The sequence below is a fragment of the Streptomyces chattanoogensis genome, assembly GCF_001294335.1.
Lineage (GTDB): Bacteria > Actinomycetota > Actinomycetes > Streptomycetales > Streptomycetaceae > Streptomyces > Streptomyces chattanoogensis.
Window position 1 is genome coordinate 40586 of sequence record NZ_LGKG01000148.1, and the last position, 22177, is coordinate 62762.

Consider the following 22177-nt stretch of genomic DNA (forward strand, 5'->3'; position numbering starts at 1 on the left):
AGGAATGCAACGACGTACCGGAAGGCTCAGAGCTGCCGCCGCGGCTGCCCTGTTCGCCTTGGGTGCCACGCTCTTGGCACCGCCCCCCACCGCGGCCTCGGCCGCGCCGAACCCCGGCCAGGATGCCCGCGACTACTGCCAGGGGCAGTGCGCCGACATCCTGCCGCCCGGCGCCACCGGCGACGCCACCCTGATGCAGATCCTCGGCAACAAGCTGTTCGGCACCCATCCCCCGCATTCCACCGACCAGTTGGGCCCGTACGGCGCGCTGGCGAGCGGCTATCAGAACCTCACGGACGACACGCTCACCGACTTCTTCAACGACGCCTCCTTCGGCGTCCCCCAGGACCAGGCCGGCAAGGTCTCCACGCCCCGCGACGACGTGACCATCACCCGCGACAAGAAGACCGGCGTCCCGCACATCAAGGGCACCACCCGCTACGGCACCGAGTTCGGCGCCGGATACGCCGCGGGCCAGGACCGGCTGTGGCTGATGGACCTCTTCCGGCACATCGGACGCGGCGAGCTGACCTCCTTCGCCGGCGGCGCGCCCGCCAACCAGGGCCTGGAGCAGCAGTTCTTCCCGCAGGCGCCGTACACCGAGAAGGACCTCCAGGCGCAGGTCGACGCCATCCGGAAGAACAACGGGGCACGCGGCAGGCAGGCCATGCAGGACGCCCAGGCGTACGTCGACGGCATCAACGCCTACCGGGAGCAGTCCAAGAACGGCCGCTACTTCCCCGGGGAGTACGTCCTCACCGGGCACATCAACGCCGTCACCAACGCCGGTGAGATCAAGCCGTTCAAGCTCACCGACCTGATAGCCCTGGCCTCCGTCGTCGGCGGACTGTTCGGCAACGGCGGTGGCGGCGAGGTGACATCGGCCCTCGCGCTGCTCTCCGCCCAGCACAAGTACGGCGTCGAGAAGGGCACCAAGGTCTGGGAGTCCTTCCGGGAGCGCAACGACCCCGAGGCCGTCAGGACCCTGCACGACGGCCAGAGCTTCCCGTATGCGGTCAAGCCCGCCAGGGCCAAGGGCACCGCACTGCCCGACCGTGGCTCGGTCACCCCCGAGCCGCTGGTCTTCGACCGCACCGGCGGCGCGGCCGTCAAGGGCGGACAGGCCCCGCAGGACCCGGTCAGGGCGCCGGAGAAATACCGGAAGCTGGAAGGCCTCTTCAAGGACGGGGTGCTGCCCGAGGGGAGCTTCAACCCCACCCAGCGCCGCGGTATGTCCAACGCCCTGCTGGTCTCCGGCAAGCACACCGCAAGCGGAAACCCGGTCGCCGTCTTCGGCCCGCAGACCGGCTACTTCGCCCCCCAGCTGCTGATGCTCCAGGAGATCCAGGGGCCGGGCATCAGCGCCCGCGGCGCCTCCTTCGCGGGCGTCGGGATGTACGTCCAGCTGGGCCGCGGCCAGGACTACGCCTGGAGCGCCACCTCGGCGGGCCAGGACATCACCGACACCTACGCCCTCGACCTGTGCAACGCGGACGGCTCCAGGCCCACCAAGGACTCGACGTCCTACCGCTACCGCGGCGCCTGCATCCCCATGGAGAAGCTGGAGCGGACGAACTCCTGGCAGCCCACCATCGCCGACCCGACCGCCGCCGGCTCGTACCGGATGCAGGTCTACCGGACCAAGTGGGGCACCGTCACCCACCGCGCCACCATCAAGGGCAGGCCGGTCGCCTATACGGCGCTGCGCACCACCTACCGGCACGAGGCCGACTCCATCATCGGCTTCCAGATGCTCAACGACCCCTCGGCCGTGCACAGTGCCGCGACCTTCAAGAAGGCCGCCCAGCACATCGGTTACGCCTTCAACTGGTTCTACGCCGATGCACACCACATCGCGTACTACAACAGCGGCCTGAACCCGGTGCGTAACCCCGATGTCGATCCCGCGCTGCCCGTCAAGGCGGACCCGGCCTATGCCTGGAAGGGCTACGACCCCGCGACCAACACCACCGACTACACACCGCCCGCGCAGCACCCGCAGTCCGTCGACCAGGACTACTACATCTCCTGGAACAACAAGCAGGCCAAGGACTACGACTCGGCCGGATTCGGCAACGGCCCGGTGCACCGCGCCAATCTGCTGGACGACCGGGTGCGCGCGCTGACCCAGGAGGGCGGGGTGACCCGGGCCTCGCTGACCCGGGCGATGGCCGAGGCCGCGGTCACCGATCTGCGCGGCGAGGACGTGCTGCCCGAGATGCTGCGGGTGCTCCGCAGCAAGCCGGTCACCGACCCCGCGCTGCAGCGGGCCGTGCAGCAGCTGGAGGCCTGGCGCAGGGACGGCGCGCAGCGCCGCGAGACCGCCGCGGGCTCGCACACCTACGCCCACTCCGACGCCGTACGGCTGATGGACGCCTGGTGGCCGCGGATGATCGAGGCCGTCTTCGAGCCGGGGCTCGGCGGCGATCTGTACCAGGCACTGACCGCCAACCTCGCGATCGACGAGTCCCCTTCGGCGGGCCACGGCCCCACCGGGGGGCATGCCGGGTCGGCCTTCCAGTACGGCTGGTGGGGCTATGCCGACAAGGATCTGCGCTCGGTGCTGGGCGACCAGGTCAAGGGCCCGCTCGCCCAGCGGTACTGCGGCAAGGGCGATCTGTCCGACTGCCGTGACACCCTGCTGGACACCCTGCGCCAGGCCACCGCCCTAACGGCCGAGCAGGTCTACCCGGGCGACGCGAGCTGCAAGGCCGGTGACCAGTGGTGCGCGGACGCGATCATCCACCGCGCGGTGGGCGGTCTGACCCACGACACCATCAGCTGGCAGAACCGGCCGACCTATCAGCAGGTGGTGGAATTCCCCGCACATCGGTAAATCCCGCACGCCGGTGAATCCCGCACGCCGGTGAATCCCGCACACGGGTAAATCCCGCGCGCCGGCAAAGGAGAACCGACGTGACAGGCCCCGGGCACCCGCCCGGGGCCTGTCGCACGTTCCGGCCGGGGCTATCCGACCGGCCGCTGTGCCGTCAACTGCTTCGCATACCGGCCGTTCGGCGGCAGCCAGCTGACCACGATCGCCACGACCGCGGTGAGCATGGCGGCCAGGCTGGTCAGGAAGACCGGGTTCGGCTCGTAATCACCGGCGATGAGGATATGGGGAAACAGCGCCAGCACCGAGGAAATGGTGATGAGCACGCGGGCCCAGGTCGCTCCGTTTCGGGCGCACAGTCCGAAGACGAGCAGGCACAGTCCGAAGAAGATGGCGATTCCGGCACGGGCCGACAGGGTGCTGTAACGCTCGCTGACCGCCTCCTGCCAGTAGTGCGCACCGAGGGACTTGACGGCGGAGATGGTCTCACCCCCGAGGATCTCCGGATGGGCCTTGGAGACGTCCACAATGTTCTGTTCCGCGCCTTCCTTTCCGCCGGCGTAGACGAGGATCGCGCCGACAAAGGCGGACACCGCCGAGAGCACCGTTACCACCACGGTGGCGGTAAGGGTGCCGGGCCGCTTGGCAGCCGGGCCCATCGGTACGGATCCGCCGTGCGGCGGCGCGACCTGGGAATGGCTCACGAGCTCAACTCTCCTTGCAGAGAAGATGGTTGCTGGGGATTGGCTTGACCATTGCATGGGTACCGGGAACGCATCCAGCCTTTTCCGGAAGAAATCCCCAGATAATCCCTGGTGGTCTCGGGATCAGTTCGTGGCCGGTTTTGGGCAAAGGGATATGCTGCACAGCCGTGATGTGAAAAGGGAGTGCGAAAGCGAGAAGGGGCGCATGGCCTTAGAGGGTCCGCTGCAGTATCCGCCGGAGCTGCTCGATACGACCATGGACCAGTTGCGCACGTTGATCATGGTTCGGGAGGAAGGCACCGCGCTCGGTGCCGCCCGCCGGCTGGGCCGCGAACAGTCCAGTGTGCAGAAGCAGCTGGACACGATGAACCGTACCTTCGCGGCGCTGTGCGGCGAGGAACTGGTGCTCAAGCAGGGGCGCGGGCGCGATGCCCTGTTCACCGCGACCGGCGAGGCGCTGGTCGGACTGGCGCGGCGTACGCTCGGCGACTGGACGGACGGGGTGCACGACGCCCGCCGCCGCCTGGGCCGGACGCTGTCCGTCGGCACCACCCGCTACACCCTCGGCTTCCTCCTGGACGCCGTGGAGCACGTCAGCGGGGAGTACGAGCGCGACAACGTCGACCTCAAGGTCACCCATGTCCGCACCGGCGACCTCTTCGCCAAACTCCGCTCCAAGGAACTGGACGTGGTCTGCGGCAGCGTCGTGGTGACGGAGGGCGAGGAACAGGAGCAGCTGGAGCCGTACGAGGTGATGGAGTGGCGCCGCAGCGGCTTGTCCCTGCTGACGAATCTGCCGCCCGAACGCCTCCCCGGCGGCTCCTTCGGCGCCCGGGACCTGCCCGCGCTGCCGCTGGTGATCTCCGCGCGCGGCCTGATCGGCCGCTTTCTCACGTCCTGGTACGGCCCCGACTACCGCCAGAAGCTGACCGTCGCCGCCGAGATAGAGGCCGCCCACTACGGCTTCGAGCTGCTGCGCTCGGGGGTGGTCAGCGGCGCGATGCTGGTCACCCGTGGTATCGGGGAGGCGGCGGCGGACGGCCGGCTCCCGGAGGCCGCCGGGCTGCGGATGCTGGACATCGTCGGCGATGTGGGGCCGCGGACCGAGGTGCTGGTCGGGGTCTTCACCCGGCGGGGCGAGCGGGACTCGTACGGCCCCGCCCACCCCCTCAACCGCCTCTGGGAGGCGCTGTCCTGGGAGAGCGAGCGGTGGTGGCTCAGGCCGTGAGCGGGCCGTCCGCGAGCAGTTCCGTCAGCCGGGCGGCGAAGGCCTCGGCGTCTTCCACGTAGCCCGTGTGCCCACCGGGCAACTCCGCCACCGGCAGGCCCAGTCGGGCGGCGAGCGCGGCACCCGTACGGCCGGGCATCTGCCGGGCCGCGTCGCGGCCGACCCCGACCAGCAGCCGGTCCGCCGCCTTGAGCAGCGCACCGGTATCGGGCTCGTACTCCGTGACCTCGGTCAGCTCGTGCTCCAGGAAGAACGGCTCATTGGCCGCCGTGCGCGTCATCAGCTCCCGTAGCGGAGGCGGGAGTTCGGACAGCGGCGGCATCTCCCATCCGGCCTCCGCCAGCCCAACACCCACCAGGAACTGCCGCATCGCCACCTCGGCGCCCTGCCGCCGATGGGTGACCCGGACATCGGCGAACAGCCGCCGGTAGGCCGCCGCGTCCGGCAGCAGCCCGATCACCGGCGGTTCATGGGCGAGGACGCGACGCACCCGGTCCGGGTGCCGGGCGAGCAGGTCCAGCGCCACGACGGCGCCGGAGCTGCTGCCGTAGACCAGGGCGGGCCCGTCGGTCAGCTCGCCGAGCAGCCGGACGACATCGTCGCTGTGGTCGGCGACCCGCGGGGTGCCGCTGGGCGGATCGAGCGGGCTGCGGGAGTGGCCCCGGCGGTCCGGCGCCACCACGGTGAAGTGCTCCGCGAGCGGGTCCGCGATCTCGTGGAACACCCCGGCGTCACCTGCGCCGCCGTGTATCAGGACAAGTACGGGCCCGCTGCCGCGCACCTCGTAGTGGAGCCGGGCGCCGGGCACTTCGAGGGTGCCGGTCCGGGGTGTCGTCATGGTGAACCTCCGAGAGTCCGGGAAGAGGCCGGCCGGGGAAGCCGGGCGGCCGGGCAGCGGCCCGGTGCCACCCTCGCGTACACCGCCGACAGCCCGCCGACACCCCGCCGACACCCACCCGCCATGCCTCAACGAGCCGATGCCTCAGCCCAGCTCGCGCTCCCGGGTCTCCGGCAGCGCCAGTACGCACACCATCGAGACGACCGCCATGGCGCTGACGTACCAGCCCACCGACGACGAACCGAATTCCGACTGCAGCCGGGTGGCCACCAGCGGTGCCACCGCGCCGCCCAGGACACCGCCCAGGTTGTACGCCAGCGACGCGCCCGAGTAGCGCACCGTCGTACCGAACAGCTCCGGCAGATACGCGCCCATCGGGCCGTACACCACGCCCATGCAGAACAGCGCGCCGCCGATGCCGAGCGCGACGAACACCGGCCGCTGGGTGTCCAGGAGCGGGAAGAGGGGCCACACCGCCGCGAGGGCGCAGCCGGTCAGGACCAGCTTGCGGCGGCCGGCGGCATCGGAGCGGGTGGCCGCCAGCCAGGTGCCGGCCGCAAGGAAGAGGCAGGCGACGAGGGAGAGGGCCAACATGGTGTTACGGGAGATGCCGAGGGTGGTGGTGGCGTAGGCGAGACAGTAGGTCGTGGCGGTGTAGAAGAGGCCGTACGCGACGATCATGCCGCCCGCGCCCAGTAGCAGTTCGCGCGGATGGCGCCGGAAGACCTCGAGAGCCGGGACCTTGGCGGCCTCCTGGGCGTCCATCACCTTGGCGAACACCGGCGTCTCGCTGATCTTCAGCCGTACGAACAGCCCGACCCCGACCAGCAGGAAAGACAGCAGGAACGGCACCCGCCAGCCCCAGGAGCGGAACGCCGCGTCGTCCAGCACGGCGGACAGCAGCCAGAACACCCCGGTCGCCGCGAAGAAACCCACGGACGGCCCGAGTTGGGGGAAGGCGGCATACAGGCCACGGCGCCGCTTCGGGGCGTGTTCGACGGCCAGCAGCGCGGCCCCGCCCCACTCCCCGCCCAGGCCGATGCCCTGCAGAAAGCGCAGCGCGATGAGCAGCAGCGGCGCCCAGACGCCCAGCGTGCCGTAGCCGGGGAGCAGCCCGACGAAGGCCGTGGACAGGCCCATCAGCAGCAGCGAGGCGACCAGTACGGACTTGCGGCCCACCCGGTCCCCGAAGTGCCCGAAGACCACCGACCCGAGCGGGCGCGCGGCGAACGCCACCGCGTAGGTGGAGAAGGACGCGAGGGTGGCGTTGACCGGGTCGAGGGTCGGGAAGAACGCCTGGTTGAGAACGAGGGCCGCGGCCGTCCCGTAGATGTAGAAGTCGTAGAACTCGATGGCCGTCCCGATGAACGAGGCCACCGCCACCCGGCGCAGGCTCTCGCCGCCGCCCTGGTCCGGTGTGCTCGCCGCCGTGTCCGGCGCAATGCTGTCTGATCTCGCGTCACTCTGCACGGGCCGCACTCTCTTGGTAGGTGTACGGAGCAGTCAAGAGGCGAACCGGCCCGTCCCGGCTGGTGAGATCCCGGGAGGCACAGGTGCCGCGACGGTAGGGGAAACCCGACCATGAACCCTCGACTCAGCCGTCATGACCTGCGCCCGTCCCGCGACTGCAATAGCAGGGTGAGTATTTCTCGTTCCGTCCGGTGTGCCGGATGGGCGGCCGCCGCAGCGTGGGCCGCGATATTTCCGCTGTTCTCTTCCCTGGAAACCCATCGGCTGTGGGGGACGGGCGCCGCAATCGGCTATGTCTGTGCGGCGGTTGCCGTCGTCTGCCTGCCCCGCGGGAGCGCCCGGACGGCGGCGGCACCCGCGGCGATCGCTCTCGTGGGTGCCGTCGTCCTTCCCCTGCTGTACCTCGTGCTGACCGGGCAGGGGCAGAGCGAGGTCCATGTGATCGAGCGTTCCGGGGCGTTGCTGCTGGAGCGGGGTACCCCGTATCTGGCGCATCCTCAGAACGTCGGGGACTACACGCCGTATCTGCCGGGCATGGCGCTGTTCGGGATTCCCCGGGCGGTGCTGGGCGGCAGCCCGCTGGGCGATGCCCGGCTCTGGTGCGCGGCGGCGTTCTTCGGGTGCCTGTGGGCGGGCAGAAGGGTGCTGGGCCGCGGCCGTAGTCCCTACGGAACGGCCATGGCGGTCCTGACCGCCTCGCCCGTCGTGGCCCTGCCGCTGTGCGTGAGCGGGGTGGACCTTCCGCTGACCGGACTGTGCTGTCTGGCGCTCGCGCTGGCCGCACGGGGGCGCCCGCTGCCGGCGGGGGCCGCGCTGGCGCTCGCCTGCTCCCTCAAGTGGACGGCGTGGCCCGCGATTCCGGTCGCGGCGGCGCTGCTGGCCTGCTGTTGCGGAGGGCGGGCGGCACTGAGGTGCGCGGGCGCCGCGGCGGCGGGCGCGGCGGCGCTGATCCTGCCGTGCGCCCTGCGCTCACCGCAGGCCGTCGTCCAGCAGGTCCTGGCCTTTCCCACCGGACGTGCCGAGGTGGCGACCCCGGCCCGCAGCCCCTTCCCGGGCCAACTCCTCGCGAACTGTGTGCCCGGCGGCTGGTATCTCGCGGTGGGGCTGCTGGTGTGCGGTGCGCTCGCGGTCGCCGGGTCGCTGCTGCGGCGTCCCCCGGCCGATGCGGTGGCCGCCGCCGACCGGCTCGCGCTCGGCCTGTGCCTGGCCTTCGTGCTGGCGCCCGCCGGACGGTTCGGCTATCTCGCGCTGCCCATCGTGCTGGCGGTGTGGACGCGGGCGGCAACCGCCGTCCGGCCCGCCCGCCCGGCCGGACCCACCGGGGGTGCCACGGGCAGGACCCTGGTCATCACCAACGACTTCCCGCCCCGCCAAGGCGGCATCGAGACCTTTGTGCACGCCATGGCCACCCGCCTCCCGGCCGACCGCGTCGTCGTCTACACCTCGAGCGAACCGGGCGCCGCCGCATACGACGCCACCCTGCCGTTCCCCGTGGTCCGCGACCCCCGTCGCATGCTGCTGCCGACCCGCCGCGTCACCCGGGAGGCGATCGGCATCGCCCGCGCGCACGGCTGCGACCGGGTCTGGTTCGGGGCCGCGGCCCCGCTCGCCTTCATGGCGCCCGCACTGCGGCGCAGCGGGATACGGCGGATGGTGGCCACCACGCACGGCCACGAGATCTGGTGGGCGCGCATCCCGGGGGCGCGGAGCGTCCTGCGGCGCATCGGCGACAGCGTGGACGTCGTGACCTGTCTGGGCCGCTACACCCGCGAACGCATCGCCCCGGCCCTGGGCCCGCACGCGACGCTCAGCCGGCTGGTGCCGGGGGTCGATCCCGGCGCGTTCCGGCCCGGAGCGGCCGCCCGCAACGGGGGCAAGACCATCCTCTGCGTCTCGCGGCTGGTCCCCCGAAAGGGCCAGGACACCCTCATCCGCGCGCTGCCGCTGGTCCGACAGGCCGTACCCGACGCGGTGTTGGTGCTGGTGGGACAGGGGCCGGACGAACGGCGGCTGCGCCGGCTCGCCCGCCGGCACGCCCCGGGGTCCGTGGTCTTCGCCGGCGGCATGGACCACGCGCGGACCGCGCAGTACTACGCCGCCGCCGATGTCTTCGCCATGCCGTGCCGTACGCGGAAGGGCGGCCTCGAGGCGGAGGGCCTGGGCATCGTCTACCTGGAAGCGGCGGCGTGCGGACTGCCGGTGATCGCCGGGAACTCCGGCGGCGCACCCGATGCCGTACGCGACGGGGAGACGGGGCTGGTGACCGACGGGCGCCGGGTCGCGCAGGTCGCGGAGGCGCTGGTCCGGATGCTGCGGTCGCCGGAGCGGGCGGCCGCGATGGGGGAGGCCGGCCGGCACTGGGTGGCCGAGCGGTGGACCTGGGAGGCCTCCGCCCGCCACCTGGAGCGGCTGCTCACCACGGAGTCGGGCCGCCGGCTCAGCCCGGCCGGCTCCGCAGATGGGCCAGGACGGCAAGGACCCGCCGGTTTCCCTCCGTCGGATCGAGGTCGAGCTTCATGAAGATGTTCCCGGAGTGCTTGACCACGGACGCCTCCGTGACGGTCAGCCGCTGCGCGATGGCCTGGTTGTTGAGTCCCTCCGCCATCAGTGCCAGGACCTCGCGTTCACGGGGCGTCAGACGGCTCAGCGGCCGGTCCTCGGTCTGCTGGGCCAGCAGGACGCGGACCACCTCGGGGTCGATCACGGTCCGGCCGTCCGCCACCCGCCGCAGCGCGTCAAGGAATTCGGCCACCTCGCCGACCCGGTCCTTGAGCAGATAGCCCAGGCCGCCGGTCCCGGCCCCGCCGCCGAGCAGCTGGGTGGCGTAGGCGGTGGCCACGTACTGGGACAGCACCAGCACCGGCAGCCGGACGTGCCGGGCCCGCAGGGCGAGCGCCGCCCGGAGGCCCTCGTCGCGGTGGTCGGGCGGCATCCGCACGTCGGTGATCACGACGTCGGGGAGGTCGGCGTCCACCGCGCGCGCCAGCTCCCCGGCATCGCCGACCGCGGCGGTCACCGTGTGGCCGCTGCGGGTCAGCAGCTCGACGAGCCCGGCCCGCAGCAGTACGGAGTCCTCGGCCAGGACTATGCGGAGCACGGCACCTCCGCGCGCAGCTGGGTGGGACCGCCCACCGGACTGGACACCACGAGCCTGCCTCCCAGAATCGCCATCCGATCGGCCAGTCCCTGCAGGCCGGTGCCCGCGGCGGGGTCCGCGCCGCCCTTCCCGTTGTCGGTGATCAGCAGGCGCAGCGCGCCGTGCCGGAGCCGGCCGACGACCGTGACCGCGCCGGCGCCGCTGTGCTTGGCGGCGTTGGCCAGCGCCTCGGTCACGGTGAAGTAGGCGACGGTCTCCACCGCTTCGGGCAGCCGGTGCGGCAGCGCGATGTCCACGGTGACCGGGACCGGATGGCGCAGCGCCACCTCCGCGACGGCATCGGCCAGACCATGGTCCGTCAGCACCTGGGGGTGGATACCGCGGACGAGGTCGCGCAGCTGGGTCAGGGCGGCCCGCACCTCGCCGCGGGCGCGGGAGACCAGCTCCGTGGTGGGGGAGCCGGCCGCGCGCAGCTCCGTCTCGGCCAGGCCCAGGGTCATGTTGAGGGCGACCAGCTGCTGCTGCGCGCCGTCGTGCAGATCGCGTTCGATGCGGCGGCGTTCGGCCTCGAAGGCATCGGCCAGCCGGGCGCGGGAGCGGGTGAGTTCGATGACCCGTTCGCTCGGTTCGTCGTCCCGCGGCGCCAGCAGGAACTGAACGGTTCTGGCCTGGAGTCCGGCCAGCAGACCGGCCGCGTAGGCGCCCAGGACGAGTCCGGGGATTCCCGCGGCCGGGCCGGGCAGGGCGTCCAGGGGGCCGGTGACCGGCTGCCCGGGAATGATCATCACCGTCTCGGGGGCCAGGGCCCAGGCGACCACGGGGGAGACGGTCAGCAGTGCGCTGACGGACACCACGGCCATGACGCCGGCACCGGCGAGGGTGAAGACGGTCCCGAACAGCACGGTGTAGCCGAGTTCGCGCCAAGTGGCCCGCTCCCGCAGGCGGTTCCCCAGCCGGGAGACCACCGGTCCCCGTCCGGTGACGGAACCGTGCGGGCCGGCCGGCCGCACCGGCTCGATCAGCCGCAGACGACGCCGTTCCAGGGCACCGACGGCGCTGCCGAACAGGGGAGTGGCCGCAAGGATCACCAGCCCCACGCCGACGGCCGAGAGCGCGATACCGGCCAGCACCAGGAGCACCAGGGCGATCAGCGCAGCGTAGCCGAGCACCGTGCCGCTCAGCAGATAGGCCCAGCACCGCCAGGGCCACCCCGAGACGAGATAGCGCGCGGGGCGGTGCCTCAGCGCCTGCCATACGGCGACGGCCCGCTGATCCACCACCCGTCCCCCGCCCCCGAACCGCCTACGTGTACTGCAGATACCTCCGCCGCATCCTACGGAAGCCCCGCAGCCCGTCCTGCCAGGAGGCCGCCACCTCGTCGGTCCCGGCACCCGCGTCGATCATCGTGCGTACCGCCGACGATCCGGTCAGCCGGTCGATGCCGTGGTCCGGCCGCCAGGCGAAGCCGCCCCAGACCCGCCTGGCCGTCACCAGCAGGCCGATGCCGGTCCGTACGGGGTCGAAGGCGTCCCGGTCGTGGACATGCAGCTGGACGCCGCCGATCGTCTTCCCCTGGAACTTGGAGAAGGTGGGGGTGAAGTAGGCCTCGCGGAAGTGCACGCCGGGCAGGTCCAGTCGGTTCGCGGCCGCGGCCCACCGGGCGTCGATGCCGTCGGCGCCGAGAAGCTCGAAGGGCCGGGTGGTGCCGCGTCCTTCGGAGAGGTTGGTGCCTTCGAAGAGGCAGGTGCCCGCGTAGACGAGGGCGGTGTCGGCGGTGGGCATGTTGGGGCTCGGCGGCACCCACGGCAGCCCCGTCGCGTCGAAGAAGTCGTCGCGCCGCCAGCCCGTCATCCGTACGGTCTCCAGCTCCGCCGGCCGCCCGGCGGCCTGCGGCACGAACTCGCCGTTGAACAGCAGCGCCAGCTCCGTCACCGTCATCCCGTGCGCCTGCGAGATCGGCTCGCGGCCCACGAAGGAGGCGTACTTCTTGTCCAGTACGGGCCCGGTCGCGGCCCGGCCGGTGACCGGATTGGGCCGGTCGAGGACGACGAACCGCTTGCCGGCGAGCACGGCCGCGACCATGCAGTCGTAGAGCGTCCAGATGTAGGTGTAGAAGCGGGCGCCGACGTCCTGGATGTCGAAGACGATCGTGTCCACGCCGGAGTCGGTGAAGACACCGGCGAGTTCCCGGCCGCTCTTGTTGTACGTGTCGTAGACCGGCAGCCCGGTGGCGGGATCGTCGTCACGCCCCTCCGAGCCGCCCGCCTGGGCGGTGCCCCGGAAGCCGTGCTCGGGGCCGAAGACGGCGGTCAGGCGGACCCGTGGGTCGGCGTGCATCACGTCCACGATGTGCCGGACGTCCTGGGTGACCCCGGTGGGGTTGGTGACGATGCCGACCCGCCGGCCGTCCAGGAGGCGGTAGCCGTCGGCGGAGAGGCGGTCGAAGCCGGTGCGTACCCGGCGGCCGCCGGGGGAGGCCGCGCGGGCCGGGCCCGCGGCGGTGGCCGCTCCGGTCGCCGCCAGTCCGCCCACCAGAACACGTCTCGACAGAGCCATGCGCACACCTCCGTGATCGGGATGGAGCCGATGGTTGGTTGTGACGTGGGCACGCTAACGCTCCCGGAGGCGTTACGGAACGCGCCGAGCCGTAACGGAACGCATTCCGCCGTGACGGAAACAGGCTCTTCCGTTGCTACATACCGACTGGTTAGTCTGCGTGCGGAGGCACCCCGTCCGCGGGGGAGAGCCGAGTCAGCGCGACCGAGGGAGACGCACCGTGGCAGCCGTACGGGACAAGGCCGTTGTCGTGACCGGAGCGGGCGGGGGGATCGGCGCCGCGCTCGCCCGCCGGTTCGCCGCCGAGGGCGCCCGGGTCGTGGTCAACGACCTGGACGAGGCCAAGGCGCAGCGGACGGCCGAGGAGACCGGGGGCATCGCGGTCCCCGGCGACGCCTCCGCCGTCGTCCGGGCCGCCCGCGAGGCGCTCGGCGGCGCCATCGACATCTTCTGCGCCAACGCTGGGGTCGGCACCGGCGGCGGGCCCGAGGCGCCCGAGGACGCCTGGGAGCTGGCCTGGGACGTCAATGTGATGGCGCATGTCCGGGCCGCGCGCGAGCTGGTGCCCGAGTGGCTGGCCCGGGGCGAAGGCCGGTTCGTCTCCACCGTGTCCGCCGCGGGGCTGCTCAGCATGGTCGGCGCCGCGCCGTACAGCGTGACCAAGCACGGCGCGTACGCCTTCGCCGAGTGGCTGTCGCTGACGTACCGTCACCGCGGCATCGATGTGCACGCCATCTGCCCCCAGGGCGTACGCACCGACATGCTCACTGGCAGCGGAGCCGCCGGGGACCTCGTCCTCGCGCCCACCGCCATCGCCCCCGAGGAGGTGGCCGACGCACTCTTCACGGCGATGGACAAGGGCCGCTTCCTGGTCCTGCCGCACCCCGAGGCCGGCGACTACTACATCGGGCGGGCCACCGACCCCGACCGCTGGCTGGCGAGCATGAACCATCTCCAGCAAAAGCTCGAAGAGCGCGAGGGGGACGTGCAGTGACCTCCTACCGGGACAAGCCGTGGCTGGCACAGCTCAACGAGGCCCAGCGCGCCCCCGTCCAGCCGCCGCCCTCGGTGCTGCACGCCTTCCGGGCGGCGGTCCGCAGCGCGCCCGGCCGCACCGCGCTCGCCTACTTCGACGGGCGGCTGTCCTACGCCGAGACCGACGCGCTCTCCGACGGCATCGCCGCCCACCTCGCCGCCCGCGGCTTCGCCCGCGGCGACCGGGCCGCGGTGATGCTGCAGAACACCCCGCACTTCGTGCTCGCGGTGCTCGGCGTCTGGAAGGCGGGCGGAGTGGTGGTGCCCGTCAACCCCATGTACAAATCCGGCGAGATGCGGCACATCCTGGACGACGCCGAGGTCACGGCCGTCATCTGCGCCGACCGCACCTGGGACGCCTTTCTCCGCGCCCTCGCCGCCGGGACGCCGTCCGTACGGATCGCGCTCACCGCCCAGGAGGCGGGACTCCAGACGCGCGACGACGAGCGGGTGCTGCGCGGTCAGCTCCCCCAAGCACCTTCGACAGGCTCCGGTGCAGGGGGGACCCGCTCCGGCCCGCGCGAGGGCGCCGACGACCTGCTGGCCGTCGCGCGGACGGCGGGCCGGATCCGGGCGGTGCCGCCCGACCCGGAGCTCACCGCCGACGACGTCGCGCTGATCAGCTACACCTCGGGCACCAGCGGCACCCCCAAGGGCGCCACCAACACCCACGGCAACATCACCTACATCGCCGAACGCCAGCGCACCGGCCTGGGCCTGCCCGAGGGCGCCACCTACTTCGCGCTCGCCCCGCTCTTCCACATCACCGGCCTGGTCAGCGAGCTGGCCGCCGCCCTCGTCAACGCCGGCACCCTCGCGCTCGCCTACCGCTTCGAAGCAGGCGTCGTCCTGGACGCCTTCCTGGAGCACCGGCCCGCCTACACGGTCGGCCCGGCCACCGCCTATATGGCGCTGATGGCCCACCCGGACGCGAGCCGCGACCACTTCGCGTCCTTCGTCGCCATGTACTCCGGCGGGGCGCCGCTGCCGCCCGCCCTGGTGGAGACGTTCCGTGCCGACTTCGGCCCGTACCTCCACAACGGCTACGGACTGACCGAGTGCACCGCCCCCTGCGCCAGCGTCCCGCCCGGCCGCGAGGCCCCCGTCGACAAGGTCTCCGGCGCGCTCGCCGTCGGCGTCCCCGGCCCCGACACCGTCATCCGGATCATCGACGAGAACGGTGCGGACCTGCCGTTCGGCGAACCGGGCGAGATCGCGGTGCGCGGCCCCCAGGTCGTCCCCGGCTACTGGCGGCGCCCGGAGGCCACCGCCGCGGCCCTCCCCGACGGCGAACTGCGCACCGGTGACATCGGCTTCATGGACACCGACGGCTGGCTCTACGTCGTCGACCGCAAGAAGGACATGATCAACGCCTCTGGCTTCAAGGTGTGGCCGAGGGAGGTCGAGGACGTCCTCTACACCCACCCGGCGGTGCGCGAGGCAGCCGTCGTCGGGGTGCCGGACCCCTACCGCGGCGAGTCGGTCAAGGCATATGTCAGTCTCCGTCCCGGAGCCTCGGCGGAGCCCGCCGAGCTGTCCGCCTTCTGCAAGGAACGGCTGGCCGCGTACAAATATCCCCGGACGGTGGTGATCCTGGCCGAGCTCCCCAAGACCACGAGTGGCAAGATCCTCCGACGGGAGCTGCGCCACCGCGCATGACGTACGACGAAGGACAGGTGAGGGCGATGGCCGGCACGAAGGACGGCAGCGGCAACGGCGGCAACGGCAGCGCGAAGCCGGTGGCCCGACGGCTGCTGGCCACCGCCACCAGGCTCTTCGCGGAACAGGGCTACGACCGCACCTCCGTCCAGGAGATCGTGGACGCGGCGGGGGTCACCAAGGGCGCCCTTTACCACTACTTCGGCTCCAAGGAAGATCTGCTGCACGAGGTCTACGGCCGGGTGCTGCGGCTCCAGCAGGAACGGCTGGACCACTTCGCGGACGCCGACGCTCCGGTGGAGCAGCGGCTGCGGGACGCCGCCGCCGATGTCGTCGTCACCACCATCGAGAACCTCGACGACACCAAGATCTTCTTCCGCTCGATGCACCACCTCGGCCCCGAGAAGGACAAGCAGGTACGGGCCGAACGGCGGCGCTACCACGAGCGCTTCCGGGCGCTGATCGAGGAGGGCCAGCGGACCGGGGTCTTCACCTCCGGCATCCCCGCCGATCTCGTCGTGGACTACCACTTCGGGTCCGTCCACCACCTCGGCACGTGGTACCGGGAGGACGGCCCGCTCAGCCCGCAGCAGGTGGCCGACCATCTGGCCGACCTCCTGCTGCGGGCACTGCGCCCGTAACGCCGTTACAGATACGGATTCACCGGTACTGCTTCACCGGTACTGCCGCAGCTCACGGCGCGCCAGCGACCGCTGATGCACCTCGTCCGGCCCGTCCGCCAGCCGCAGCGTCCGCGCCGCCGCCCACAGCTCGGCCAGCGGGAAGTCCTGGCTGACCCCGCCCGCACCGTGCAGCTGCACCGCCTTGTCGAGGATGTCCACGACCGTCCGCGGGGTGGCGATCTTGATGGACTGGATCTCGGTGTGCGCGCCCTTGTTGCCGACGGTGTCCATCAGCCAGGCGGTCTTCAGCACCAGCAGCCGCAGCTGCTCCACCGCGACCCGGGCGTCCGCGATCCACTCCTGGACCACCCCCTGCTGCGCCAGCGGCTTCCCGAAGGCCGTACGGGACACCGCGCGCCGGCACATCAGCTCGATGGCGCGCTCGGCCATCCCGATCAGCCGCATGCAGTGGTGGATCCGGCCGGGCCCGAGCCGGGCCTGGGCGATACCGAAGCCGCCGCCCTCCTCACCGATCAGATTGCCGACCGGGACGCGTACGTCGTCGAAGACGACCTCGGCGTGCCCGCCGTGATAGTGGTCCTCGTACCCGTAGACCTGCATGGCCCGCTTCACCACCAGGCCCGGCGTATCGCGTGGCACCAGCACCATCGACTGCTGCCGGCGGATGTCGGAGCCCTCCGGGTCCGTCTTCCCCATCACGATGAAGATCTGGCACAGCGGGTTCATCGCCCCGGAGATGTACCACTTCCGCCCGTTGATGACGTACTCGTCGCCGTCCCGCTCGATCCGGGTCTCGATGTTCGTCGCGTCCGACGACGCGACCTCCGGCTCCGTCATCGCGAACGCCGACCGGATCTCGCCCGCCAGCAGCGGCTCCAGCCACCGCTTCTTCTGCGCCTCGTCGCCGAACTGCGCCAGCACCTCCATGTTGCCGGTGTCCGGCGCCGCACAGTTCAGCGCGGTGGGCGCCAACTGCGGGCTGCGCCCGGTGATTTCGGCCAGCGGCGCGTACTGGAGGTTGGTCAGCCCCGCGCCGTGCTCCTCGCCCGGCAGGCTGTGCTGGTCGACAAAGAAGAGATTCCACAGCCCCTGCTGACGGGCCTCGGCCTTCAGCTCCTCCACGACCGCCGGGGTGTCCCACGGCGAAGCGAGCGCGGCCCGCTGCTCGTCCGCGGTCCGCTCGGCCGGATGGACATGCTCGTCCATGAACGTCAGGAGCTTTTCGCGCAGCTCTTCCGTACGGGCGTCGAATGCGAAGTCCATGGGTGCCTCAGCCTTCCTTGAGGGTGGTGAGTCCGTGGTCGATGAATACCGGCACCAGCTCGCCGATCCGGTCGAAGCCCGCGCCGACCGTCTGGCCGAGCGTGAAGCGGTAGTGGATGCCCTCGAGGATCACCGCGAGCTTGAACCAGGCGAAGGCGGTGTACCAGGAGATCGCGGAGGTGTCCCGGCCGGAGCGGGCGGCATAGCGCTCGATCAGCTCGGCGGGGGAGGGGTGGCCGGCGGCGCCGCTGGTGGTGCTGACGGGCGACTCGGCCAGCCCCAGGTCCTGGCTGTACATCACCAGCAGGCCGAGGTCGGTGAGCGGATCGCCGAGCGTGGACATCTCCCAGTCCAGGACGGCCCTGATGGCCCCGTCGGCACCCACCAGAACGTTGTCGAGCCGGTAGTCGCCGTGGACGACGGCCGGTGCGGGGGAGGCGGGCAGCGCCCGGCCCAGCGACTCGTGCAGCTCGTCGATCCCCGGCAGCTCGCGGTTCTTCGATGCCCCCAGCTGCTTTCCCCAGCGCCGCAGCTGACGCTCCAGGAAGCCCTCCGGCCGCCCGAAGTCGCCGAGCCCGACCGCCTCCGGGTCCACGGCGTGCAGATCGACGAGCGTGTCGACCAGGGACAGCACCACCGCGTGCGTGCGCTCGGCGCCGAGCGGGGCGAGCTGGTCCGCCGTCCGGTACGGGGTGCCCTCGACCAGCTCCATCACATAGAACGGCGCCCCGATCACCGACTCGTCCTCGCACAGCAGCAGCGCCTCGGGCACCGGCACCGGCGTCTCGTACAGCGCGCTGATGACCCGGTGCTCACGCCGCATGTCGTGCGCGGTCGCCAGCACATGGCCGAGCGGCGGCCGCCGGACGACCCAGGAGGAGGCGCCGTCGGTGACGCGGTAGGTGAGATTGGACCGCCCGCCCTCGATCAGCTGCGCGCTCAGCGGCCCGCCGGCCAGGCCCGGCCGCTCCCGGTCCAGATGCGCGCGCAGCCGGGTGAGATCGAGGCCCGGGGGTTCCTCCCGGCCCGCGGCCTGCGGGGCAGGGGTGCCCTTGCTCATCATGCTCCTCCGATGGTGGATGGGGACGGTCGACCGATCGCTGCACCGATCATGCCGACTAGTCGGTATGGAGTCCAGTGCCGGAGCGTGGGGCCTCCGTCACGCACCCCGTCCGCCCCGCATCCCGCCCCGCACCCGGCCCGTCAGGCGTGGCAAGCCATCGGAACCCCGCCGTTCATCGCCGTCATCTCACCGAACCCGGCCACCGGATCCAGCGGGGCACCCGGCTCCCCGCCCGCCAGCTCGGCGTAGGCGCGATGCAGATTCGCCACCAGCCGCTCACTCTCGGCCAGCTCCCCGAACGGCCCCAGATCCGCCTCCCGGGCCACCTCCAGCGGCGTCCGCCCGGCCTCCCGGCCGCTGCGCGCCAGCGCCTCGACATACCGCAGATAGCGCTCGATGCCGTCGTACACCTCGGGCCCGGTCACCGGCCCGTGCCCGGGGACGACGGTCTGCGCGTCCAGCGAGCGCAGCAGGTCCAGGGCGCGCAGCGAACCGGTCAGCGAGCCCATGAAGACGAACGGGGTCCCGCCGTGGAAGACCAGGTCCCCGGTGAAGACGATGCGCTGCGCGGGCAGCCAGACGATGGTGTCGCCGGGGGTGTGCGCGACGCCCGGGTGCAGCAGCCGCACCTCGATGCCGCCGACGTGGAGGGTCAGCTCGTCGGTGAAGGTGACCGTGGGCGCGGTCAGGCGGATGTCGCCGTACTCCACCTCGGGCCACACCGCATGCAGCTGGTGGCCGGCGGCCAGCAGTTCGCGGCGGCAGGCGGCATGCCCGATGACCGTCGCCTCGGGGGTGAAGACGCTGTTGCCGTAGGTGTGGTCGCCGTGGTGGTGGGTGTTGACCACCGTCCGGGGCGTGGGCGCGCCGCTCTCGGCGATCCGGCGGCGCAGCAGGCGCGCCCGGCGCTCGGTGGCGGCGGTGTCCACGACGAGGGTGGCGTCCCCGTCGGTGACGAACCCGGCGTTGTTGAGGCACCAGCCGCCGTCCGGCTGAATGAAGGCGTGCACACCGGCAGCCAGTTGGGTGAGATAGGGCTCCGGGAGGGCGGCGTCGGCTGTACGGGCGGAACCGGTCATGAATCCCCTTGTGACGAGCGGTCAGCTTCTCTGTCTTTTTCCGTGACTACGACACCACTATCGCCGCCCCGAACACCGCCAGCGTCACCGTGCAGCCGGCCAGCAGCAGCGCGATCCACGCGGGCAGGTCCGGCGGGCGGCCGGTGGCCATGGCGCGGACCCGGCGGTGGGACACCGCGACGAAGGTGAGCCAGAGCAGCGCCACCAGGGCCGCCAGGGCGACGTCCACCGCGAACGGCGCGGTGCTCCGCAGGAGCCGGCGGCCGGCCAGGAGGGCGACGACCGTGCAGGACAGGGTCGTCCGCCGCCAGGCCAGCCGGGTGCGTTCCGGCTGGAGCCCGGGGTCCCGGCCGGGTGCCGGCGGCCGGGACCCCGCGCCCCGCTGCGCGTCCCCCATCGCTAGCCGGTCCGGCCCAGCACGACGAGGACGACCAGCACGGCCGCCAGCACCCCGACACCCAGGGCCAGCACGGACGGGAAGCGGGAGAGGGGCAGATCCTCGCCGCGGCGCATCGCGAGCTCGCAGCGGACCCAGTGGTTGACCGCCCGCAGGGCGCACAGCGCGCCCGCCACCAGCAGGACGACGGTGCAGGTCAGCCGCAGCGTCCCGGACAGCCGCGGCAGGAACTGGTCCACCGCGAAGCCGCCGCCGACCAGCGCCAGCCCGGTACGCAACCAGGCCAGAAACGTGCGCTCATTGGCCAGCGAGAAGCGGTAGTCGGGTGTGCTGCCCTCCTCGCGGACCCGCGCGGGCGCCCACCACAGCCGTACGGCAGCGCCGACCGACCGGAGACCGTCCCTGAGGATCATGCCCGCACCCTAACGGCCGGTCCCGTGGCTGCCGCCGACGGATCCGGACTCCCGGCGGGCCAGCAGCTCCCGGTACGCGGCCAGCCCGTCCGGCGTCCACGGCCACTCCTCCAGCCGCCGGGCCAGCTCCTCCTCCGTCATGAAGGCGTGCCAGTCGACCTCCGACGCCTGCGGGTCGACCGGCCCCGTCCAGCGCACCTGGTAGACCGCCGACCACCAGGTGTGCTCGGCCGTCTCGTACAGGAACTTGAACAGCGGCTCCGGCTGCGCCAGCCCCCGCACCCCCAGCTCCTCCTCCGCCTCCCGCAGCGCCGCCTGGTCGTAGCTCTCGCCGGTGCCGACCACCCCGCCCACGAACATGTCGTAGTGCGCGGGGAACACCAGCTTCTGCGGGGTCCGCCGGTGCACGAAGATCCGGTCCTCGGCGTCCCGGACCAGGACGAAGGCGCAGCGGGTCCGCATCCGGCGGGCATACGTCTCGCCGCGTGGTGCCTGCCCCACGACCTCGTCGTTCTCATCGACGACGTCGAGGACCTCGTCGGCGTTGAGCGGCTGCTGAGCGGGATCGGTCATGCGTCGAGTGTCCGTTCACCATGATCGATCCACAAGAGGCACCGGACCACCCACGCAAGCCCCCACGGGGTTTTCCCATCCTCAACGGGGAGGTGCCGGGCTGTAGCGGCGGAGCCGTGTAAGCCCGGCGCCGCTGCCGAACAGCCCGCCGCAGGCGCAACGGCGACATCCCTCCCACGGCGGGACGGCCGACAACGTGGGGCGCCCCCACCTGGCGGCGGGGGCGCCTATCGCGGCTGCAGCTCCCGTACGGGAGGGTCCGTCTTGCCTGCCCCCGGCGGCATCGCCGGATGGCTGCCGATCAGGACGATGCCCGCGATGACGGCCGCTATCCCGGCGGCCTCCCAGGCCAGCGCCCCGGTGGTGACCCGTAGCTGGTCGCCGAGGAAGCCGACCCCGCAGGCGATCCCGGCCAGCGGCTGGGCCGCGGTCAGCGCGGGCAGCGACAGCCGTAGCGGCGCGGTCTCGAAGGCGCTCTGCACCATCACCAGCGCCATCACGCCGAGGACGACGATGGCGTACGGATGCCAGCTCGTCAGCACGGTGGCCCAGCCGCCCTGGCCGAGGCGTTCGCCGCTGATCCGGGTCAGCGCGTCCTGCAGCCCGTACAGAAGCCCGGCCGCGACGCCCAGCAGCGCCGCCTCCAGGCTGACGTGCGTCCGCTCGTGTTTGGCGACGGCCGCCAGTACCAGCGCGGCGCCCAGCAGGACGGCCGTGATCAGCCACTGGGCGGGGCGGCCGGCCTCGCTGGTGCCGCCGTGCGGCTGCCCGGCCACGATGAACGCCGTCACCCCGCCCGCCAGCAGCCACAGCCCGGCCCAGCCGCTGCGCCCGAGCCGCTGTCCGCTCAGCCGCCGGGCCAGCGCCATCGCGAACAGCAGATTGGTCGCCAGCAGCGGCTCCACCAGAGTGATGTCACCCATCCCCAGGGCCATCGCCCCCAGCGCCATCCCCACGATGAACAGCCCGATGCCGGCCAGCCAGCGCGGCATCCGCACCAGGTCCAGCAGCAGCCGCAGCGAGAGGTAGTCCTTGGGCGGGGCGTGCTGCGCCGCCTCCTGCTGGAGGACGAAGCCCAGTCCCAGACAGCAGGCCGCCCCTAGGGCGAGCAGAATCACCGTCACGTCGCACACCTCGTATCGCGCGGGGCGGGGGATTGCGCCTGAGGACAGTCATCCGGCGGGCTGCCCGGGGTGGCCCTCAACACCCACCATTCTTGCGCGCACCCGCCCGTACCACCCGGTAACAAAGGGTTGACGGCATGGTGAGCACGCGCTGAGGATCGTGACCACCACGGCGGCCGGGGCGTCCGGCGGGCTTCGGCG

General features: G+C 72.1%; 19 protein-coding genes and 1 pseudogene. 7 read left to right on the plus strand and 13 right to left on the minus strand.

The genetic code is table 11. The annotated features are described in order from the left end of the window. Positions 1-4: 4 nt before the first annotated feature. A complete protein-coding gene (locus ADL29_RS24125; protein ID WP_053925693.1) occupies positions 5-2836 on the plus strand; it encodes a penicillin acylase family protein in 2832 nt (943 codons plus the stop codon). Between the two features lie 131 nt (positions 2837-2967). Here ADL29_RS24125 and ADL29_RS24130 read toward each other — a convergent pair whose 3' ends face one another. Next, entirely contained in the window at positions 2968-3537 is a 570-nt protein-coding gene (locus ADL29_RS24130; RefSeq protein ID WP_244319227.1) for a hypothetical protein, read from the minus strand. Positions 3538-3742: 205 nt separating this feature from the next. On the opposite strand from ADL29_RS24130, the gene ADL29_RS24135 reads away from it, so the two are divergent. Then, entirely contained in the window at positions 3743-4765 is a 1023-nt protein-coding gene (locus ADL29_RS24135; RefSeq protein ID WP_053925694.1) for a LysR family transcriptional regulator, read from the plus strand. Here ADL29_RS24135 and ADL29_RS24140 read toward each other — a convergent pair. Continuing rightward, positions 4755-5603, minus strand: coding sequence for an alpha/beta fold hydrolase (locus ADL29_RS24140; RefSeq protein ID WP_053925695.1), 849 nt, complete (start codon positions 5601-5603; stop codon positions 4755-4757). The genes ADL29_RS24135 and ADL29_RS24140 overlap by 11 nt on opposite strands. Positions 5604-5747: 144 nt before the next feature. Further along, on the minus strand, positions 5748-7046 hold the full coding sequence (locus ADL29_RS24145; protein WP_046931415.1) for an MFS transporter: 1299 nt from the start codon (positions 7044-7046) through the stop codon (positions 5748-5750). 561 nt (positions 7047-7607) lie between these two features. Here ADL29_RS24145 and ADL29_RS46355 point away from each other — a divergent pair. After that, positions 7608-8279, plus strand: a pseudogene (locus ADL29_RS46355) (glycosyltransferase 87 family protein); the annotation flags it as partial. 135 nt (positions 8280-8414) lie between these two features. Next, entirely contained in the window at positions 8415-9593 is a 1179-nt protein-coding gene (locus ADL29_RS42860; RefSeq protein ID WP_053925782.1) for a glycosyltransferase family 4 protein, read from the plus strand. Here ADL29_RS42860 and ADL29_RS41490 read toward each other — a convergent pair. From ADL29_RS41490 to ADL29_RS24160, 3 genes are read right to left on the minus strand one after another with little or no spacing between them, the layout of a single operon-like run. Further along, positions 9511-10170 (minus strand): response regulator transcription factor, encoded by a 660-nt coding sequence (locus ADL29_RS41490; RefSeq protein ID WP_078971247.1) that lies wholly within the window; start codon positions 10168-10170, stop codon positions 9511-9513. The two genes, ADL29_RS42860 and ADL29_RS41490, sit on opposite strands and share 83 nt — an antisense overlap. Continuing rightward, a complete protein-coding gene (locus ADL29_RS24155) occupies positions 10158-11447 on the minus strand; it encodes a sensor histidine kinase (protein WP_053925696.1) in 1290 nt (429 codons plus the stop codon). The genes ADL29_RS41490 and ADL29_RS24155 overlap by 13 nt, the downstream gene beginning before the upstream one ends. Positions 11448-11472: 25 nt before the next feature. Beyond that, positions 11473-12726, minus strand: a complete 1254-nt coding sequence (locus ADL29_RS24160) for an exo-beta-N-acetylmuramidase NamZ family protein (protein WP_053925697.1) — start codon at positions 12724-12726, stop codon at positions 11473-11475. A 220-nt stretch (positions 12727-12946) separates the two neighbouring features. Between ADL29_RS24160 and ADL29_RS24165 the strand changes: the two genes are divergently transcribed. The 3 genes from ADL29_RS24165 to ADL29_RS24175 are packed head-to-tail and all read left to right on the plus strand — an operon-like array spanning position 12947 to position 16061. Then, positions 12947-13720 (plus strand): SDR family oxidoreductase, encoded by a 774-nt coding sequence (locus tag ADL29_RS24165; protein WP_053925698.1) that lies wholly within the window; start codon positions 12947-12949, stop codon positions 13718-13720. Beyond that, on the plus strand, positions 13717-15420 hold the full coding sequence (locus ADL29_RS24170) for a class I adenylate-forming enzyme family protein (protein WP_053925699.1): 1704 nt from the start codon (positions 13717-13719) through the stop codon (positions 15418-15420). The genes ADL29_RS24165 and ADL29_RS24170 overlap by 4 nt, the downstream gene beginning before the upstream one ends. Before the next feature lie 26 nt (positions 15421-15446). Then, complete coding sequence (locus ADL29_RS24175; protein WP_053925700.1) at positions 15447-16061, plus strand: TetR/AcrR family transcriptional regulator; 615 nt, start codon at positions 15447-15449, stop codon at positions 16059-16061. A 33-nt stretch (positions 16062-16094) separates the two neighbouring features. On the opposite strand, the gene ADL29_RS24180 is transcribed toward ADL29_RS24175, so the two are convergent. From ADL29_RS24180 to ADL29_RS24210, 7 genes are all read right to left on the minus strand, one after another. Then, entirely contained in the window at positions 16095-17327 is a 1233-nt protein-coding gene (locus ADL29_RS24180; protein ID WP_053925701.1) for an acyl-CoA dehydrogenase family protein, read from the minus strand. A gap of 7 nt (positions 17328-17334) precedes the next feature. Beyond that, a complete protein-coding gene (locus tag ADL29_RS24185; RefSeq protein WP_053925702.1) occupies positions 17335-18387 on the minus strand; it encodes a phosphotransferase family protein in 1053 nt (350 codons plus the stop codon). Positions 18388-18530: 143 nt separating this feature from the next. Continuing rightward, positions 18531-19469, minus strand: a complete 939-nt coding sequence (locus ADL29_RS24190) for an MBL fold metallo-hydrolase (protein ID WP_053925703.1) — start codon at positions 19467-19469, stop codon at positions 18531-18533. A 46-nt stretch (positions 19470-19515) separates the two neighbouring features. Beyond that, a complete protein-coding gene (locus tag ADL29_RS24195) occupies positions 19516-19866 on the minus strand; it encodes a DUF202 domain-containing protein (RefSeq protein ID WP_046928837.1) in 351 nt (116 codons plus the stop codon). A gap of 2 nt (positions 19867-19868) precedes the next feature. Next, positions 19869-20279: a YidH family protein gene (locus tag ADL29_RS24200; protein WP_053925704.1), complete on the minus strand. Its 411-nt coding sequence runs from the start codon at positions 20277-20279 to the stop codon at positions 19869-19871. Between the two features lie 9 nt (positions 20280-20288). Then, positions 20289-20852, minus strand: a complete 564-nt coding sequence (locus ADL29_RS24205; protein WP_046928839.1) for an NUDIX hydrolase — start codon at positions 20850-20852, stop codon at positions 20289-20291. A gap of 227 nt (positions 20853-21079) precedes the next feature. Next, positions 21080-21976, minus strand: a complete 897-nt coding sequence (locus ADL29_RS24210) for a DMT family transporter (RefSeq protein WP_053925705.1) — start codon at positions 21974-21976, stop codon at positions 21080-21082. Positions 21977-22177 lie beyond the last annotated feature (201 nt).